This is a genomic window from Leptothoe sp. ISB3NOV94-8A, from assembly GCF_043421595.1.
GTDB classification, from domain to species: Bacteria; Cyanobacteriota; Cyanobacteriia; order Phormidesmidales; family Phormidesmidaceae; genus Leptothoe; species Leptothoe turfae.
On sequence record NZ_JAXSQW010000002.1, the window covers coordinates 119,513 to 138,539 of the forward strand.

16 protein-coding genes are annotated in these 19,027 nt (G+C 40.0%); 1 reads left to right on the plus strand and 15 read right to left on the minus strand.

Features of this window, described 5'->3' with window-relative positions:
• Positions 1-31: 31 nt before the first annotated feature.
• From SPB21_RS31000 to SPB21_RS31070, 15 genes are all read right to left on the minus strand, one after another.
• Positions 32-925: a sulfotransferase family protein gene (locus SPB21_RS31000; RefSeq protein ID WP_499868929.1), complete on the minus strand. Its 894-nt coding sequence runs from the start codon at positions 923-925 to the stop codon at positions 32-34.
• A 49-nt stretch (positions 926-974) separates the two neighbouring features.
• Complete coding sequence (locus tag SPB21_RS31005) at positions 975-1,937, minus strand: glycosyltransferase family 2 protein (protein WP_499868931.1); 963 nt, start codon at positions 1,935-1,937, stop codon at positions 975-977.
• A 78-nt stretch (positions 1,938-2,015) separates the two neighbouring features.
• Positions 2,016-2,933 (minus strand): glycosyltransferase family 2 protein, encoded by a 918-nt coding sequence (locus tag SPB21_RS31010; RefSeq protein WP_499868933.1) that lies wholly within the window; start codon positions 2,931-2,933, stop codon positions 2,016-2,018.
• Positions 2,934-3,027: 94 nt separating this feature from the next.
• Positions 3,028-4,185 carry a glycosyltransferase family 4 protein gene (locus SPB21_RS31015; RefSeq protein ID WP_499868934.1) on the minus strand — a complete coding sequence of 386 codons (1,158 nt, stop codon included), beginning with the start codon at positions 4,183-4,185 and terminating at the stop codon, positions 3,028-3,030.
• A gap of 93 nt (positions 4,186-4,278) precedes the next feature.
• The gene (locus SPB21_RS31020) at positions 4,279-5,064 is read right to left on the minus strand and encodes a sulfotransferase family 2 domain-containing protein (protein WP_163669965.1); all 786 of its coding nucleotides are present in this window, start codon (positions 5,062-5,064) and stop codon (positions 4,279-4,281) included.
• A 68-nt stretch (positions 5,065-5,132) separates the two neighbouring features.
• Complete coding sequence (locus SPB21_RS31025; protein ID WP_499868935.1) at positions 5,133-6,311, minus strand: glycosyltransferase family 4 protein; 1,179 nt, start codon at positions 6,309-6,311, stop codon at positions 5,133-5,135.
• Complete coding sequence (locus SPB21_RS31030; protein ID WP_499868937.1) at positions 6,308-7,252, minus strand: sulfotransferase family protein; 945 nt, start codon at positions 7,250-7,252, stop codon at positions 6,308-6,310. Before SPB21_RS31030 ends, SPB21_RS31025 begins: the two co-directional genes overlap by 4 nt.
• Positions 7,253-7,256: 4 nt before the next feature.
• Positions 7,257-8,225 carry a sulfotransferase family protein gene (locus SPB21_RS31035; RefSeq protein ID WP_499868938.1) on the minus strand — a complete coding sequence of 323 codons (969 nt, stop codon included), beginning with the start codon at positions 8,223-8,225 and terminating at the stop codon, positions 7,257-7,259.
• A 48-nt stretch (positions 8,226-8,273) separates the two neighbouring features.
• Positions 8,274-8,954, minus strand: coding sequence for a sulfotransferase family 2 domain-containing protein (locus tag SPB21_RS31040; protein ID WP_163669957.1), 681 nt, complete (start codon positions 8,952-8,954; stop codon positions 8,274-8,276).
• Positions 8,955-9,076: 122 nt separating this feature from the next.
• On the minus strand, positions 9,077-9,964 hold the full coding sequence (locus SPB21_RS31045) for a sulfotransferase (protein WP_163669955.1): 888 nt from the start codon (positions 9,962-9,964) through the stop codon (positions 9,077-9,079).
• A gap of 318 nt (positions 9,965-10,282) precedes the next feature.
• Positions 10,283-11,221, minus strand: coding sequence for a glycosyltransferase family 92 protein (locus tag SPB21_RS31050; protein ID WP_499868940.1), 939 nt, complete (start codon positions 11,219-11,221; stop codon positions 10,283-10,285).
• A gap of 174 nt (positions 11,222-11,395) precedes the next feature.
• Entirely contained in the window at positions 11,396-12,355 is a 960-nt protein-coding gene (locus SPB21_RS31055) for a glycosyltransferase family A protein (protein WP_163669951.1), read from the minus strand.
• Positions 12,356-12,393: 38 nt separating this feature from the next.
• A complete protein-coding gene (locus SPB21_RS31060) occupies positions 12,394-13,275 on the minus strand; it encodes a sulfotransferase family protein (RefSeq protein WP_163669949.1) in 882 nt (293 codons plus the stop codon).
• A 42-nt stretch (positions 13,276-13,317) separates the two neighbouring features.
• Positions 13,318-15,168, minus strand: coding sequence for a heterocyst formation ABC transporter subunit HepA (gene hepA, locus SPB21_RS31065; RefSeq protein ID WP_163669947.1), 1,851 nt, complete (start codon positions 15,166-15,168; stop codon positions 13,318-13,320).
• Between the two features lie 326 nt (positions 15,169-15,494).
• On the minus strand, positions 15,495-16,364 hold the full coding sequence (locus tag SPB21_RS31070; protein ID WP_163669946.1) for a WecB/TagA/CpsF family glycosyltransferase: 870 nt from the start codon (positions 16,362-16,364) through the stop codon (positions 15,495-15,497).
• Between the two features lie 1,168 nt (positions 16,365-17,532).
• Here SPB21_RS31070 and SPB21_RS31075 point away from each other — a divergent pair.
• Positions 17,533-18,960, plus strand: a complete 1,428-nt coding sequence (locus SPB21_RS31075) for a polysaccharide biosynthesis/export family protein (RefSeq protein ID WP_250565164.1) — start codon at positions 17,533-17,535, stop codon at positions 18,958-18,960.
• The last annotated feature ends 67 nt before the right edge of the window (positions 18,961-19,027 follow it).

Here is a 19,027-nt window from a genome sequence, read left to right on the forward strand (position 1 = left end):
TTCCTATAATAGAATTTATGGGACACCTCACCTACTTCAACCATGTAGATAGATCCCTATCTATCAGGTCCTGTAGCTTTAGAATATCGTCGCGGTAAATAGCAGTAAGTTGTTGCCGCGTCTGAGGCAGTAATTCAGGTTTCTTCCCAATGTTCCACTGCTTGATGCGCTTGGCAGCGTTGTGTCGTAAATCTTCAGGAACAATGGTCTGAATAGTTGATCTTAAAACATTATCCCTGGAGAAGAACTTCTGTAGCAGCATGCTTTTAGGCATCCCAGATACATTCTGTTTAGTCATATCCGGATTAAAATCGGGATCAACACCTAAAAACTCAAAAATATCCCTCAAAATACCCAGAGAATCACGGCATAAATCCTCAAAAAGATAGATTTTGAATTGTTTCTCATCAAACCGTTCAAAGTACGGCTTAAGTTGTGCATGGTAATATCCAGCTGTTTGATAATGCCACAGATGAGACCAATTGTTAGCAATTCTTGATGGTTCTGCCTTGAGCCCTTCTTCAAAAGATAAGGGTTCATAGTCCTCACGTTTTAAGTGGGTGTAGCAGGAAAAGGCTCTATCGACCGGATGTCGTAAGATAACGATCATCTTGACATCGGGAATGTAGTGTTTGATTCGATCGGCAGCCTTTTCGCTATACAAATAGATAGGAGATGCTTCGCCAATGGCAATCTCATCAGTTACGTCTTCGAACAGCTTTTGATAGTCTTCTAGATTATTTATAGAGTATAGATTAATGCCCTTGTCGGGGTTTTGAAAGTTGATTTCTTCTCCTTCCAAAGCAAAAAATTTAGGCTCCTTTGAGAAGGGCATAAAAATCTGCGGGTGCTGTCTTAAATAATAATGGAGTGAACTAGTGCCAGCTTTGGCAGAACCAATAATCAGAAAATTTGGCATATTCATAACGTTAGTCCTTATTTTCAATTCATTTAATTTAAACAAAAAATATCCTTTAAACCATCTTCACGAAGGAGAGCTTTAAAAGATAATAGGTAACCATAAAATTTAGTTTTATTTTTTCTAACAAGTTACTTTGGGAAAAATAGTCTTCGATTAACTTGCTAAAGCTCTGATCATTGACCTGACTTTTTTTCTTGAGACTAACCCCTTTGGCTAGAAGCTTATTACTCAGGCTCTCAAAGTCAGGACCTTTAGCTCTAATCCAATAGCCAGTGGCAATAGATATCTCAGCTCCAATTTTCCGTTTATTGGTAAAGTCGGTTTCTGAAAAAATATTATTGTGCAGCCTAAAAATACATAGGTTTCTTTCTGTCTGATAACCTGTGCCTAGCCCAACTGCTAAGAGTTTTATATATAAATCTGAAATAGCAACACCCGATTTACCACGAACTTCAGGCATTGGAAAAATTTTTTCAGCTAAGGTTCTAGATAAACAGATATTAGATGTTGCCGGGGCAAAGTCAGGAGCTTTACCACTTTTGAGCTCATTTCTAAAGTCAATTTTTCTAGGATCTTCAGTCGTATTATTTTGATTGACCTCTTGAAAGTAATCTGTCAGTCGATTATTGACGAGTTGATCAGAGCGATAGGGGGTTGACCGATGGAAAAACCAGTCAGTCTTGTTATCTTTTCTAAATACCTTAACGACGTCTGCAACTTTATTAGGCAGATACAGGTCATCTGCATCTAGTAGACAAATAATCTCTCCACTACTTCTGGCAAATCCTGCATTTAAAGCCGAGGCTTGACCACCATTCTCCTTAAGGACTGCTATCACGTTATCTCCATAGCTGCGAATAACCTCTGGAGAGTTGTCCTTAGAGCCATCGTCCACGACAATAACTTCGACATTTGAATAGGTCTGATGGAGAGCACTGTCAATCGACTGACTCACAAATGAACCATAGTTATAGTTATTGATGAGTATGCTAACTAAGGGGTTATATTCACTCATGATCAATATCAACTGCTCTATACATTATTCAAAGGGACAGTAAAACTGGTCATAATGCGATCTCATTTTGGTTGAAAATTAGCCGCGTTCAGATATCCCACCACCAAACTGTAGTCTCATTCTTTCTTTGATCGCTGCTCCTCTGAGACGCAACATTACTGTTGTAAATTGGAATTTTTGACGGGGAGTCCGTAGCCGTTTGTCTTGCCAGGTACGTATAAAAAATCGGACAGGCGGTTTGAGAAAGCTAATAAAGTCAATTAGCAAAGCAAGCTGTGTTGTTTTGCTGGTCTTGATGGCATCATAACGACCGCCCATAATTCGAGTGCAACGCTTATAAAGATCATCCCAGGTATTTCTAGTGGGATGTTTTACACAGGCATCTTTGCCATAAAGCTGTTTATAACCAGCCTTAAAGACCCGTTGTCCCCATTGCTTATCCCCGCCAGATTTGAGTGTTTTATCAAAGTCACCTACGGCCTCGATAACATGGCTAAATGTAAATAGATTGGCGGTGACACCAAACTGGCCATTCTCTAAAAATTGATCCTGTGGAAACCCCAGGGCGAGCATTTCATAAAGTTCAAAGGGGTTAGGATTATCAGGATCTTCGGCAAACAGATCAATATGACCAGCAACTAAGCCAACATTTGGCTCGCTTAGCAGAGCTGCTACTCCATTCTCTAGCCATGTTGGTGTAGGAACACAGTCTGCATCTGTGAAAGCAATGACATTGCCCTTAGCTAATGAAAGTCCTTGGTTACGTGCGATATACGAACCAGGCCGAGATTCGTGCGCTAATGTGACCTGCTCAAAGTCATTGGTCACATCGCTAACAATTTCTTGTGAGTTGTTATCAATGACGATAACTTCGTATTTGTCTTTTGGATATGTTTGAGTATTAAGTGCATCCAAACAAATGCGTAATGACCTGTTGTCATTAAAAACAGGAATAATAATAGAGACAAACGGCATCTTGTGAACATTTTCAGCCATAGTTTTATCTGAAAGCCTAAGGGGATATAGATTCTCCTGGGAACAAGTCGTAATCAAATTCTTTCTACGGCTATTGCGCCTCTAATTCCAGATATTATTGGTAGACCGCAAGGGTTTTTTCAGTGATCATGTCCCAAGTCCAGTGACTCGCAACCTGATAGTTGTGTTGACCCATTTTATCGAGTTGTTCTGGAGGTTGCATAGATGCATGCAATGCCTGAAGCAGTCCGTCTGGTAAATCTGGATCATACAAAAATGCGCCAACGTCGTCTAAAACCTCTCCGATATGTCCTCTACGAGGTGCAATGCAGGCTTTTCCAAAAGACATCGCTAAAATAACAGCGCCAGATGTTAAAAATTCTCGGTAGGGAAACACAATGGTATTAGCCGCATTCATGTAGATCTGCAACTGTTCATCGGGGATAAACCCTGGTAAGTATCGAACGTGAGCATCGTTTTTAGCAGCAGTTGTTAATTCGTCTGCTAGTCCTTGATCCTTAACTTTACCTGCAATGACGAGGTATGTATTGGTTGAATTCAGTTTTTTGAAGGCCTGCAACAGATCTGCCACACCTTTATAGGGATGAATCGTTCCCAAGAACAATAGGACTAACCCTGACTCTGGCAGATTTAGCGATCGTCTAGCGTCTTGACGTGTTGTGGTATTGGGATAGCTGCCAATGTAATTGGCATGGGGTAACACATGGATACGTTGCTGATTGGTTAAGCAAAATTTTTGGGCGACCTCTGTTTTAGCTGTCTCACTATGGACAATTAACTTATGAACAATGTGGGCAACTAAAAATGAAGCGATATTATCGAGTAATAGATATTTATTCTGATGATTTTTCAGGTTGTGAATTGTCCAAACAATATTAACTTTAGAAAATCTAAGAATAAATAGCTGAACAATAAATAGGGAAAGCTTCAAAACGGCTCTAAAGCCACTTTCTTCCTCTAAAAAGAAATGATGTAGCCAATGTAAATGTAGAACATCTGCCTGATTATTGTTAACTGTTTTGAGTAAGCTCGATGTGCTGCAGCTAACGCCTGTGACCTTGTGCCCTTTTTGGGTTAACTGATCAGCTAATTTCTGTTGATACGGGTTGTCAGTATACCAGGGGGCAATAATCACGTTAAGACTATCCTGGTATTGATTAGATGCTTGGATATTTTGACCAAGACTATTCTCGGCAGCCCCTTCTTGGTCAGTCTGAGTCAATGACTTATTTTTTGTAAATGCTCCAAGCATATACTTTAAACCTCCTAGTTCCTCAAGCCAAGTTAAAATGAAACCTACACTACGATGAAGAAAAGTGTATAGATTGAGAATCATTTAGAAAGCTCAAAATACATCTAACACCTTTGAATTCCATTGTTTTGCAGCTAATTTGTACAATTTAATATCTGGTTGGCAGATTTCTTCAATTTTATTTCTTAGTTGACTAGAAATCTGAGATCTTTGTTGTGATTTTGAAACAGGATTTGAGTTTTTATTTTCAATTTTTAGACTAACACCAAATACATCCTTATAAGTTTGAGTAAAGCCATTTAAATCTTCCAGAAAGCCTACTAGAGAAAAATTAGACAAGTTTTCTGCTGCAATTGAGATCGCATCCTCAGAGGTAGGATCTAAACCCAGATTTTTATCCGTCAACTTCTGTACATAATCACTACCTAGCTTTTTTCCTGCTTCTGAATCTACAAAACTTTCCAAGTCAGAATCAATGCTGAAGTGGTTATCTTTTTTGCTTCTATTAAAGAAGTATTGAGATATCCATTTTTTAACAGGATGTCGCAATATTGTCATAAAATCCCAGTCTTGGCCAAATTCTTTATAGACCTTGTCACTATATCTAAAATGACCTGCAATATACTGATAGTTATGATTAGACATGCTGTAAAGTAGAATGTCTTCCCGAAAGTCCATTAGATTTTTGTTGGCAATTGTCGCCCCTTTCAAAGAAGCATGGGCACTTAATTGGAATGTTCTTTTCTTACCGAAAAATCCAAAGCTTTTTCGAATTGCTTCATCCATGGATGTTCCACCACATTTTGGAATATGAAGGAAGAAAATCTTTGACTTCATTTGATTGGTCTGAAGTGGAGAAAAATAAAGTAAATTCTGCATAGCTATTGGAAAAACGATTGTGGAAGTAAGATCTAAGAAAAGTGTTTAAGTAGTTAACTGACAAGTAGTTACAAATTTTGAAAGGACTGTTTAGAGCTATTGCATTTAGAATTGAAAGAGTTGGAACGATGAATTACTTGGGCGTAATGTTGGGTATGATCTTCAACAATAGTGCGAATCTGCAACTGGCTACGTAAATGATCGATAGCTGTATTGTTAGACTCTTTCGATTGAGATAGAAGATTGCTCAGAAGCATGGCCAGAGAGCTGGCAGTGTAAGGCTCAAAGGTATGGATTGAACCCGGTGAAATGCTGTTGTATCCTTCAATTTGAGGGAGCTTATAGGCGGCTACCTTTGGGTGTGAAATCGATATCCAGGTAGATAGTGAACCGGAGGCAGAGCACTTCATAAATGGACAGACGGCAACGTCTGTAACCATAAGATATTCTTCTAGTTCTTTTTCGGATAGATAGCCTGTGATTTTTAGCCGATCAGCGACCTTGAGAGTTTCCGCTAATTGGGTGAGTTCTTGCAAAAACTGTTCGCCACCACTACCTTCACTATTTTGTCCTGCAAAAACGACCATCACATCTGAGGGAAGTTTAGGGAGAGTTTCCACCACAAGTCGATGGCCTTTGCGGGGATGAATCCACCCTAGCAGTGTAATGATCCTCTTATTTTTAAGGTCTAAAGACTGCCGAACCTCTTCAGGATTGATTTGAATATCCCTTGTTTCCACAAAGTGAGGGATTATTTTGACCTTTTCTTGAGCCTTAATTTGCAAGTTAGATACAGATACCAGTCTGTCAAATTCCTGTTGGGTACAAACAAAGACTTTACCCATACGATGGATCAAAAACCGAATCGCTAGTGCTTTGGGCCCATACATGGCCTTAAAATAAAAGGCCAGTTTAGACCATTGAAAGGGGACTTGTTCCCAGTAAACATCGTGTAAGGTTACAACTAAGACAGCTTTGCAGCTGAGGGCAAAAATAAAGAGGTTTAACACACTTAGTGTTTTCCCCCAGATGGCCTTGTTATATTGAAAGTGAACGATATCTGCATCGGCCAGTTTTTGAGCAGCTTGATGCAACGTTAGCAGGTTCTGCCACCAGGCTTTGTCTAAAGCCGCACTGGTTTCAATAACAGAGTCATTGGGTCGTGTTTTGGCTTCCTCAGCAATGAGCCGACCATAGCGATGTAGGCCATGTTCTTGAGGGCCTACATGTAAGTAACCGATATTCATAGTTTTACTAGCTTGTTTATATAGCGTTTGGCAAGCTTTAACTTTTGCTGAGTATGTTTTTGGGCGTTCGCTTTTAAGAGCGGCCAACTGGCAGATTGCGTCTTATATCCAAGTTGGCACATCTCGCTGCTGGCAACCGCTTCAATGGTGGCAATTTCTAGGGTGGATAGCTCGGTTTGCCAGCGGTTTAAGGATTTGTTATTGACGGGTCTAACGGCATTTCCTTTCCAAGGTTCACGGTTGACATTGACTCGCTTGGATTGTTGGGTGTGATAGTCCAACATACTGGCATCAAACGATAACTCTAAAAAGTTGCACAGCTTTTTAAGACAATCTTCTGACGCTGAGATTAGTTGCTCATAATGCAATGTAAAAATAGCACCATTATCGGGTGGCGACTGACGAGCTGTGGCCATATATCTCCGCCAGACTTCAGCGTCACCCCCAACACTACCTGTACTCCATGGCACCGTCTTCCAAGAATTAATGACAGCTCTAGGATCTCGTATTATGTGAATAAAACGAGCTTTTGGAAAGAAGGTCTGTAGGGTCTGCATATAGAGCAGATGGTTAGGGGTTTTTTCTCCTACGATCTGGGTATTGCGACCTTGTCGAAACTGCTCCAGCAACAACGTGAACAGTGCAGCATAACTTCTATCGAGTGTTTGTGCAGCATCCTGAAAAGCTGACAGATCTAGCTCCATCTCCGCAAATTCGGGGATGTCGGCAATGGCGTGAAGCAAGACTTGGTAATTGGCATCTTCTGCTAGGTCACCATAGTGCTCCCGCTTTAACCAAAAATTTCGGATGAAATGGGTTTCAGGTGCGATCGCAACGTCTGGATGAGCATCCAACATCTGCTGTAGCAGCGTGGTACCAGAGCGCGGACACCCCACCAAAAAAATAGGATTTAGGGTCTGCATAGGTTTGCTATCTTTCATGGCGCTAGTGAGCATATCCCAACTGCCGGAGTAGAGAGCCTGCCTCTTGATTAACCTGTTGGTGTTGTTCTTCAGCAAACTCCCTTTCCCAACCGCCAACGGATGTTGCTTTAGCTTGTGAGAATGCCTCGTAGAGCGTTTGGCTAGAGACTGAACTCTCAATTCCTAAGTAGTTAAGTAGCTTTTGTGCCGCCTGCTGAGGCTGACTAACCAGGTCTTCATAGCGTAGTTCATAGTATTGATCAGCTGGTAATGCTTGGGCCTGCTCAAGAATACTGCTGACATGACGTCGCCAGGCCCAAATACAACGATGAATATCACTAGTGCTTTCAAACTCCTTCACACGTTCAGGTTCTACCCAGAAGCGAGCATAGGGACCATGGCGATAGCCGCTAGACTCTCGTTTGTCAGAGTTGGCCGAAGCGGCTTGTAGCCATGGCTTTTTGCTATGGGAGAGCGCGGCATCTCTGCCATCACGAATAATGTGAATAAACTGGGCGTCGGGAAATGCTTGATAGAGAAAGTCGATTAAAAAGCAATTACGGGGGGTTTTTTCGGCAAAGCGTAAATCACCATCTCCATGCAGTCGCATTAGCCATGCGTAAACGAGTTGATAGAAAAATTTAGCCTTGTCAAAGCTCCACGCCTGGGTATGAATATAGCGAGCGGCTGATTTAGTAGCGACTGGCTCAAAATGATAGGAAAGCTCCGGCAGTTGGCCAATACATGAGCCTAAAAATGTGGTACCAGAGCGAGGAGAACCTACAATAAAAATAGGACGACTCAGATTGGGAAAAACCCAATGCCATAGTCTGGTAGTAGATACGGGTCGCTTTTTTTTGTAATAGTTTTTACGGTCGACGGATACGGTTTGTCGAGCCCAAACTAGCAGGTTAAACCAGCGAATTGGCTCAACCATGTCATGGGGGATAGAGGTCATCTTACTGGTAGTAACTTCACTAAAGTTTTTCATACTCAATAGCTTTAGTTCAGGACTGAGTCTTGATGATTTGAACCAGTCCTAAAATGTATAGCCAAAGCGCTCTAAATCTCTCTGAAATACATACTCAATAAGTTTTTGTGACTTTTTTGAGTAATAATCACGATAATTTTTCTTTTTAGGAGTTATATTAAAACGAGGAATGAGTATTTCTCGCTCTATTTCAAACCGCATTAACGCAGTTTGAAAATCATCTTGCAAATTCTCAAATCTGATAATTGCATTAGTTCTGTAGGTATATGGTTCGAATAATGATTTTCTACCTTTTCCTAAAAGCTTTTTAAATATGGGAATAGAATATTTTTTATAGATCCACTCATCAAAAGAGTGATTTTGGCAAAAGATTAAATCATCTAAATACCCAGGCTGTTTGTGGACCCAAGAATTTGGGTCTGAAGGAAGTGCCTTATACTTAGTGCGTTTTTTAATATACAGTGATGCTAGGCTATCAAATGGATTTCGGACACCTGCAAAAACAAAGAGAGACGCAAGTTCAGTTTCTGAAATTAAATTGTTAGTAATCAGGTCATTAAGCGTGCAATGTTTATGACGAACAATTCGATTTCCATTAACATCAAAAATATCTTTCTCTGGGAAGAAATGACCACCAAGCTCATTGATTAAAACTTGCCCTATCGCTGAGCATGCTGTTCTAGGTGTCATTATAAATAGGAGTTTATATGATTTACATAATATGGCCATGGATGACTCCCTCACTGAACAGGCATTTAATCGTCATATGCTCTAAGAGAATAAATAAAAGCTTATAACTGAATTAAGCGATATCTTTTTATATCAACTAACTTATCTCAAATCGCATATCCCTATCCTTTTGAGTAAAAAGGAAGCTTGAAAAGACTAGTTTTTTTCTGTATTATCTCAATCTGTTCAGGGGTTAATTGCTTTAACCACTTACTAGGTTCATTAGCAGATACACGCATTGGTGAATAAGAACTGCCACTATCGGCAACAGTAGATGTCGCAAGAATTTGATCTGTTTTAGAAGTCCATTCAAGGTTTAATTTCTTGAAGAGTTCTTTGTACTCTTTTATGGGATCTCTACACAGCTCCTCATGGGTAATAAATATCCAATTTGGATGGGTTTGATATTGTTTATGTAAAATGTAATAGATTGCCCCCCAATAAAGAGCTATATTGTCAAAGAAAGTATCGCTATTGCGTAAGTCATCCTCAAAAGGGTGCAAGTAGTCTTCGAGTAATTTTGGCTGCGCTAACAATCTATTCAGAGCTCTACCACGTCCATTATTTTGGGAGGATTTAAAGGTTCTTAACCAACTAGAAGCCAAACCACAGGGGTGGCGAGTGATGATAACAATCTGAGGCGCGATATTGTGATCGATCCAATCTAATGCTGCGCAAGAATGAACATCTTTCACGATGACTCGACCAGGCAACCAACTGAGTCTTTTTTTTAGACGACTATAATGTCCAGTCAGCTTGCACTTAATATAAGGATGATTGCTTTTGCCAGAGAACACCTTTTGACAAAAATGCTTAAATGCAAGATCATTGTCGTCTGCACGGAGGTATTTGAGCCAATGAGGGGAGGCTTCAGAGACATGATCCATATTAAATGGTTCATGAAAAAGTTTTATATTCTTGCTTGTATTCAATACAGAAGCCAACCACGTTGTTCCACTTCTGGGTAAGCCAACTATCAGGATTGGGGGCTTGTCTTTGGAAAGGAGCATAATGATTCGTTGGTTTTATGGATAACCGTATTTTTTCTTGTAAGGAATCAAACAATCAGATAATTGCTTTATGAATAAAGAAAATTTATTTCTCCTAGGTTAGCTCCATACTATTAAGTATATTTAAAATAGCCCTTATTCCTATATTGAAATTAGAAGGCTTACTACGCTCTTGAGCAAAAAAACATTTATGTTAATGATCAAGAGATTAAGTCATAAAATTGTATTTAGAAAGAGTAAATTGACTTCAAAATAACTCTATCCCTCAAATTTTAACGTAATGGAACAGTCTGATTAAACAGGTTAATTTTGGCATTTTTATATAAATGGAGTTTCAAAAAGTTTTTGATTAATAGAAATTTTCTCTGCCATTTTCAAAAGAGATAGAATAAAAATCTTGTTTTGTGAAATCATATAGCTTTCTTTATAAAGAGAGTGCAAATGTTGAATCCCCTTGGATTGAGCATCCATAAACTCTTGAATTAATAATTTTCTATGGGCTCCTCTTTTCACATTTGGTTTTTTAGAAAAGTTCTCAGGCTTATTGGCAAATTTTTGATACCAATCATGAAAGCCAATAGAATCAAAATGCAATAACTTTATTTCTTGAGTATCTGTAAATCTTGTATTTTCTTTGTCATATTCAAGCGGTTGATGAATTGCAATTTTTTGAATCTTTGAAGTTATTTTGATAGCTACTTTTGATCTTGTATGACCTTTGAAATAATTATTTCCATAGAAAACAGATTTGCAGCCGAATACCTTAGCTACTTTTACTTTTTGAGGTGATGGGTTAGGAACTTTAAATATCCTAGGTTCAAAGATATTTTTGTAATTTTCAATTTCAGGAATAGCTTCGCGTATTGATAATCTTATGACATCTGATTCACTATTATCTAAAACAGACTTGAAATTTTTGGATGAATAAATTAATTCATCTCTATCAATATGTATAATCCATTTGCAGCCGAGTTCTTTTGCAATAGTTATACCTTCATTAGCATTGATAACCTGCCTCTCCGTATGCAATTCAGGTCTATGAGAAGACTTTTTTAACCAATATTCATCCGTGCATGTTACTGCATGAACATTTTTATATGTTGAATGTATGTGATCGATGCAATTATCATTAGGATCATCGAAGAATAAAATAATTTTATCAATCCCTATATTCAAATGATAGTTGATGAATAAAATTAATTCCTCTAGAGTCCCTTTAACGGTAGAAATAATGGCTACTTTAGGGTCGTTTTTCATAATGAATTCCTATACTGTATAAATGTCTCTCATCAATGCCTTAGAAGCTTAGCTAGTTGAAATTATTTTGACTAGAATACAATTTAGCTAGAGCTTCCTAGCGATAAAAAATATATAGAGATAAGAGAGTATTTCAAGCATCAATTCTATTAAAACTAATGCTTGAAGTAGATGTTAGTTAAGCTTCGACTGTAAGTGAAATATTGTACTCATATAGAAATTTAAAACCATTCTGAAGGCTTCTGGTACATCTTTGATGCCAAAAGTGGATTCTAAAATGCTTTTAGGTAGTTTTCCAATCATCTTATCTTGATGAATTTTTCCCTCACGGGGACCATCGTGGTTCCCATGTCCACAGGCCTTAGCCGCCCCTAAGAATGGGAAGTTTTCAAAATTAAGATATTCCGACTGATTAATATGTCTCCCCAAAATATTTACAGGATGCCATTCTTCTGCATAGTGGTCCTTTGAAATCTGATCTAGCCAGTCCGTCATTTCTGTTGGTATTGCAACAGTTCTTTCTTGGTGTGCTGCCAACCAATGGCTTGATTTACTAAATATATCTGAGTGAATTTCTAGAAGCTTAGCACGTAAAGTTGCTTGCTTAAATATGCGACATGTCCCACAAGATGAGTTGAATCTTCTGATGAAATATGTATTTCCATATTCAATCTCATTGTTTGAGTTAACCTTCACTTCTATCTGAAGACCCTTGTTAATTATATAGCCATCTACTGTAGAACTTTGCAGCGTTTTATCTAATGAATTGATGGCATATTTAGCAAGATTACTATTCACATAGTCATCACCATCAACGCGCATAAATAAGTCTACTTTGAATTTCTCGATAGCATAAAGTATGCCTACTATAAACTTTAAACCCATATCTACCCTTGCAATATTTCGATCTGGTTTAAAGGTTTTAGAGTCGGCTACATCTAGAAAATAAATATTGTCACCAATGTCTTTTGCCCAGTCTGGAATTTTACAGCAGACAACTATGATTTTTATATCAGTAAACGTTTGTCGCCGTAATGACTCTAATGTCCTTTTAAGGACTATTTCAACATGCTCATAGTTGCTTACTTTAACGCTATCAGGATGAATTACAGGAAGAATAAATGCGAAACTCATAGGGTTAAACTCCTAACGTACTAATTTTCAATAAAATCTTAGCGACTTACAGTTTCTGGACATTTCAACCAATGGTCTAAATTTCTTTCAGTTAATAACTCAAGACTTTTTATTTCAGGTTCGAAAAGAATTTTGAGCCTTTGGAGCTGTTTATCTTTTAGCGGTATTTTATATTCCCTTTTATGAATTGTTTTTGGCTCAATTTTAACCGTGTCATCAACTTCTAAAAAAGAAAATATCTGCGACAGTGTCTCATTATGTTTTTCCTGTAGATCTTCTGATAAAAGAATCAAAATCTGATCCCTTGGGAAGAATCTAAGGAGGCGGCGTATTTGGGATGAGTAAAAGCTTCGATCAAGATAGGAAAAAGTTCTATTTTGGTCTGAGATAAATCTCTTCATTTTTGACGTTCCTGTCTTGACCCGTGAATAATCAAGTTCGGTAAAAATTGCTTCAGAGAAATCTCTATGCTCGTTACCTCTGGAAGCTGCCATGTTCCAATGGGAATAAGCTCTAGTGATAGGGTTTCTTAGCAACAGAATGATTTTTGCATCTGGATTATAGGTATGAATCCTTGCTGGTGCTTTTTCATTCCACATATAGCAAGGGCATGCTTCGCCAACAACTTTAGTAGATGGCGAAGGTTGGAAAAATGCATGATATTTTCGATAAGCTGGAAAAATAGAATGCAAATTTATAAAAAATCTATCATTGTCGAAAAAATGCACTTCCTTTAAGGAATAGGGCATACAAATCTCTGGATGTTTAGTAAGAAAATCATGCAGAGCTGTTGTTCCTCCTTTTTGTGTTCCTGCTATAAAAAAGGTCACTAATGGTTTGCCAACAGTAGCGGATCTACAACGCTTGACTAACTTTGAAACAATTTTTTCTGTATAAGTTACTTCACTAACGGTATGCATGCTGATTTCCCAATATTGATAACTTTCAGATTAATTAGCGCTTTAATTAGCGCTACCTATTTCAAATTGCATTTGGTGATATTTCCAAAGCTTGCCGCGCTCTTTGAGTAAACTCTGATAATTTCCTTGCTCTACAATTCGCCCTTTCTCTAAGACGACAACTTTATCCGCATTAGAGATTGTTGATAGTCGATGGGCAATAGCAATTACAGTGCGCCCTTTTGATAACCTCTCGATTGATTCCTGAATCAGTTTTTCAGTTAATGAGTCAAGAGCACTTGTTGCCTCATCCAGAATTAAAATTTCGGGATCTCGCAACAGAGCACGCGCGATCGCAATCCTCTGACGCTGTCCTCCTGATAATCGGACACCCCGATTACCCAAGATCGTTTCAAATCCCTTCGGTAATTCTTGAATGAATTCCAGGGCATTAGATGCTTTCGCCGCTTCGATAATATCCGTGTCGCTAACATTTTCAACACCGTACACTAAGTTTTCGGCCACTGTTGTATTGAAGATAAACGTATCCTGGCTGACGATAGCCATTCGCTTTCTAAACGAATTTATTTTTAATTCGTTTAGATCTACGCCATCAATTAAAATTCGACCGCGCGAAGGGTCATAAAAACGTGGAATCAAATCTGCCAACGTAGTCTTACCAGCTCCCGAAGCACCTACCAGTGCCGTCGTTTCTCCTCGCTTAATGGAGAGCGTAATGTCGTGGAGTATCGGCTCACCAGGATTATAGGAGAAGTCAACCGAAACAAAATCGATTGAGCGCTCTAACCGATGAAATTCTTGATGGCCGTCTTGGAAATAGGGCTTATCATCGCGTCGGAGCAGGTCATTGACTGAATGTAAGGCACCTTGCGATGAGAGAAAACCAACACGGATGCCGTTTAAGGATGAAACCAGTGGTGTGGTACGAATCAGTACAAATAAGAATGTCAGTAGCTCTGCTGCTTTGAGTTGTCCCCTAGCAATGAGTAAGCTAAAGGATATGACAACCATGCCCACCAGGAGGGTAACGCCCAGACCTTCAATTAAGGGTCTTACTAATGCGGAAAAATTAATGACTGCAAGCTGAGAATCATGAATTTGCTGGGCAGCTGCATAAAAGCGCTTTCGTTCAAAGTCCTGTGTGCCTGAGGCGTGAACGGTGCGGATGCCGTTAATAAATGCAAGCGCTCGGTTAGTAAAGGCTTTGTTAGCAGCCGGGACTGCAAAGCTAGCCTCTCTCACCTTGGCCGTTAGAGAGGTTAATCCAACGGAGATTAGAGAAAAGACAAGGGTGGAGATTAAAAATAGCTGCCAGGATAACAGCAACATGGACGTTAGATAGGCCAAAACCTTAGAGCCTTGGACAACAGACGTTGCAAGAACATTAAATGCCTGCTGAACCTGATTCACTTCCCCCCGGATAGTGCTCATCAAAGCTCCAGGACTCACGGTGGTGTAGTAGCTGAGTCGCAAGCTTTCTAGCTGATCAAAAATTCGACCACGTAAGCGATTGACAAGAGTCAAAGAGGACTTCTTAGCATAGATAGTGCTTAAATAATCAAAGCAACCCCGTAACCAAACTCCCACCAGCAATAGACCAGACAGTCTGTAGATCCGTTCTGTTGCAGAAGCCTGGGTTGCCAAAAAAATGGTATCAAACCACTGAATTCCTGTTTGAATAGGAGGCTCTTCAGGGTTAGTGAGTCCTTGTAGAAAGGAGGCAATAAATCCAACCGTTACCCCTTCAAAGGCAGCTGCAATCAGAGCAAAGAGGATTGCTAGAAAGACGATTCTTCGAAAATATTTAAATTCCCTAAGAATTAAATGATGTTCCTTCCAGATCTGAGTTGTTTTGATCAGTGTACGAAGGGCACCAGGTAGCTTTATTTTCATGAAGTCAAAATATAGAAAATACTTCTGGGAAGCAGTTTATAACCCACAAACGTTAATCTGAGCCTATACGCATCACACTATAGTTTTCCTAATGTAAAGCGATTTTCGGGAAAGGTCAGAAACACCGAAAAGCAACCCATAGCTTTACCTAAACCACATCATTTAGCTATTACTAAAACAGTTGCTTCATCAAGCAACTATCTGATTTTCAGCATTGCTTCAGACAGCTCAAATAGCCCATCGAGCTGTTCCATGTCCTCAATGGGCTACAAGCGATAGAAAGCTTTCTACTGAAAGCGTTCTATCAAATCACCTAATGTTTTGGGCTATCGTCTACCATGCATCCCAAACGCAACGTTTACTTGAGGGCAACCAAATCTAGGCTCTAATCCTAACTTCACCTTAACCAGTTGCTTAAAGGCCAACAACAAAAATAAGGGGATTGTTTTGGCATAGCGCTTCCAAAGTCTGCCTGGCTCTTGTACTAAGCGATATAGCCATTCCAGGCCGTTCTTTTGCACCCAAACAGGGGCCCACTTCTTCTCACCAGCAAAAATCGGAAATACACCACCTATACCCACCATAACTGACTGGATCCGGCCTTTGTGATGATGCATCCACCACTCCTGCTTAGGACAGCCCAACGATATCAGTACCAAGCCAGCTCCACTATCGTTGATCTCCTTAACTAAGGCCGCATCTTCATCACGGGTGAGTGGTCTAAAGGGTGGCGATACCATACCTGCAATCTTTAAGTTAGGATACTCTCGCTTGAGCCGTTGTTCCATACTCCACAGCACATCAGGAGTAGAGCCTAAGAAAAAGATGCTGATATTTTCTTTAGATGCTTTTTCGCACAGGCTAAGAAAAATATCCATTCCTGCGACTCGATCTTGCTTGCGCTTTCTCAGGCGACTGGTTAGCCATACTAGGGGCATACCATCCGGCGTGAGCATATCGGCTCTATGTAAGACCCAGGCAAAGCCTTCATTGTATTTGGCCTCAACTAACATGTGGACATTTGCCACACACACGACTTTACTGAGTCGCTGATGTGCCCAACCTAACATCGTATTAATTTGGGCCTCAAAGGGTTCTGCTGTAACTGGAAAACCAATCACACTCTGCTTTTCCAGTTTTTTTGTGCGTCTCTTCCAAAGACCAGTAAGGTTAGACTTAGTAGTCGAATACAGCATAATGATTCTCGATTTTTGTTGAGGGCGGATTACAAAAACTTCTGTTTCTAATGCGATCGCACAAAATCGAATAAACCTATGAATCTTTATTGATAAATCTGCTTTCTTAAAATCAAATTTATCAAACTTGCACTACTGTAAGTACATTAAGAGAACTAAATGATTTAAGAAGGTTTATTCGCAGTGATGCACTAGAGCATCTACATGTAATAAAAGTCACTGCTGCGTTACTGCTGCCTTGAACGTAAGACTGACGAAGTTTGGAAGATTATCTTCAGAACACCCTTAATCCAAGCATTTTATCCATTTACTTAGATAAATCTGTTTAGTCTAAAAGACTGATTTAGACTAAAAGACCTATGGAAAAACTTCCTTGGTAGCGTAAACCCTGAGCCCCGTGTAAATCTTTACCAAAGATTTAGGTAGATAATACACAGAACAACACTCTATTCAATGGCTGGTAGCAACCTCAGGAGAATTATCTGTTAGTCATGTTTAATTAACGCGATAAAACTCAGAGACCCTGAAACGAATATGGTAGACCTTCTAGCCGTTGTAGATTTGGGGTTGGGTACACGAAGATAAACCTGCCGATTCATCCTACGTTACATATTGACAAATTCCTTGCTAATAGGTGTCGTCATATGATAAAAACACATTTTCTCAGTGGGAAAGCAATCTATACTTCATAATTGCTTTATAAACACACGTTTTTATTTCATAAACACCCTTGCTTTGCAGCCAGTATAGACAAAAAAAAATGATTTGTCATTAGCGGCAGTGGTCATCTATTTAAGTTGCACAATGGATCTCTACAAATCGATTGTTCAGTTTTACGGGCATTTTTATAACTACGGCTATTGTCTTGATGAGACCTATTTACTTATATAGATAACAACAGGCAATAATGTACGGCAGATCAAGGGTTACAAGGATTTTGCTGCCAGAAAATATGTGAAATTAATGGCAGCGATTTCAAAATTAAACGGATTGGTGTAGATTCACACAGAAAACTGATACACCCCTAAAGGCTTATAGCTTATGGCCTGAATACAGTGTGTTCGAAGCTTGTGTTCTAACTTCTCACATTGCAATCTGTTTGATACCTATGTTTAATCGTCGCCTGTCCCAGCAAAACCTAGCCCTACTCTGTTTTGCACTCTGTGCAATGGGTATCTCTACCTCTCCAGCAAATGCTCAGCTTCAACCATTGCCAGGGTTGGATCGTAATAGAGAAGTCCCCACAAGCCGCAGTGCTGCACCCACATCAGAGGCCATTGCACCACCATCTGAAACATCTTATACATTAGGTGCTGGTGATGTAGTTCGTGTCGATATCTTTAGAGTGCCGCAATACAGTGGCGAGAGTGAAGTCCTTGTGGATGGCACTCTTAACTTACCCCTCGTGGGGCCTATAAACGTAGCGGGTCTGACGTTAGGCGAAACCACAGAGTTGTTGTCTAGTCAGTACGGTCAGTATCTCAAGCGTCCCTTAATTACCCTCAGTCTATTAAATAGACGACCTCTACAAGTTGGTATTTCAGGTGAAATCAACAGCCCTGGCTCCTACACCCTGACTCAAACCGGGACCCAGGCCCCCAGATTAAGCCAGTTACTAGAACGGGCTGGGGGGGTTACGCAAGTTGCGGCTATTCGGGACATTCAGATCCAGCGCCCTGGACGTAATGGAGAACAACAGACATTCACCGTTGATCTGTGGGAGCTGCTAGAAACTGGTAACTCCCAGTACGATATATCATTAAGAGATGGAGATTCTATTTTTATCCCCACAGGTACCCTCTCTCTACAAGAAGCCTCTTTTTTAGCAGATGCTAGTTTTGCCGCCAGCGTCAGTCAGCCCATTAATGTGGCTGTGATTGGTGAGGTTTATCGTCCAGGTCCATATACACTGCAAGGAGGTCGGGCTAGCACTGGAGATGCTGGTGTTCCGGGTGCCTCTTCTAGCTCGTCAACCCCCACTACGGTGACGCGAGCGCTACAATTGGCTGGCGGCATCAAACCCAGAGCCGATATTCGCAAGGTGCAAGTTGTGCGCCCGACCCGTTCTGGTGAGACCCAGGTTATTGATGTTGATTTGTGGAAATTGCTGGAAGTAGGGGATATCTATCAAGATGTCGTGCTGCAGCCTAACGATACTATCTTTGTTCCAGTCGCAACAGCTTTGAACCCTGCTGAAGTACCGACAGTTGCAGGTTCCAGCCTATCACCTAACTCAATTCGCGTTAACGTTGTCGGGGAAGTAAGCCGATCAGGAGTCATTGAGTTACCCCCTGACACCTCTCTCAGCCAAGCGATTCTTGCAGCTGGTGGGTTTAACCGTCGTGCCAGAAAAGGTGAAGCGGAATTGATCAGACTCAACGCGGATGGCACCGTTGCCCGTGAAACGATTCCGGTGGACTTTGCTCAAGCAATTAATGACGAGAATAATCCTATCTTGCAAAATAACGATGTCGTTATCGTTAATCCCAATGCTCTAGCTCGTGTAACCGATGATATTGGAGCTGTACTAGAGCCAGTTGGACAAGTGATTAGGAATGTCTTCTCTCCCCTAAGATTCCTGGATATACTCGATTAGGCAGAGATAGTCAAGAACTCTGAATTTTCACTTTTAATCTTGCACAATTCACCTCTATTATAATTAT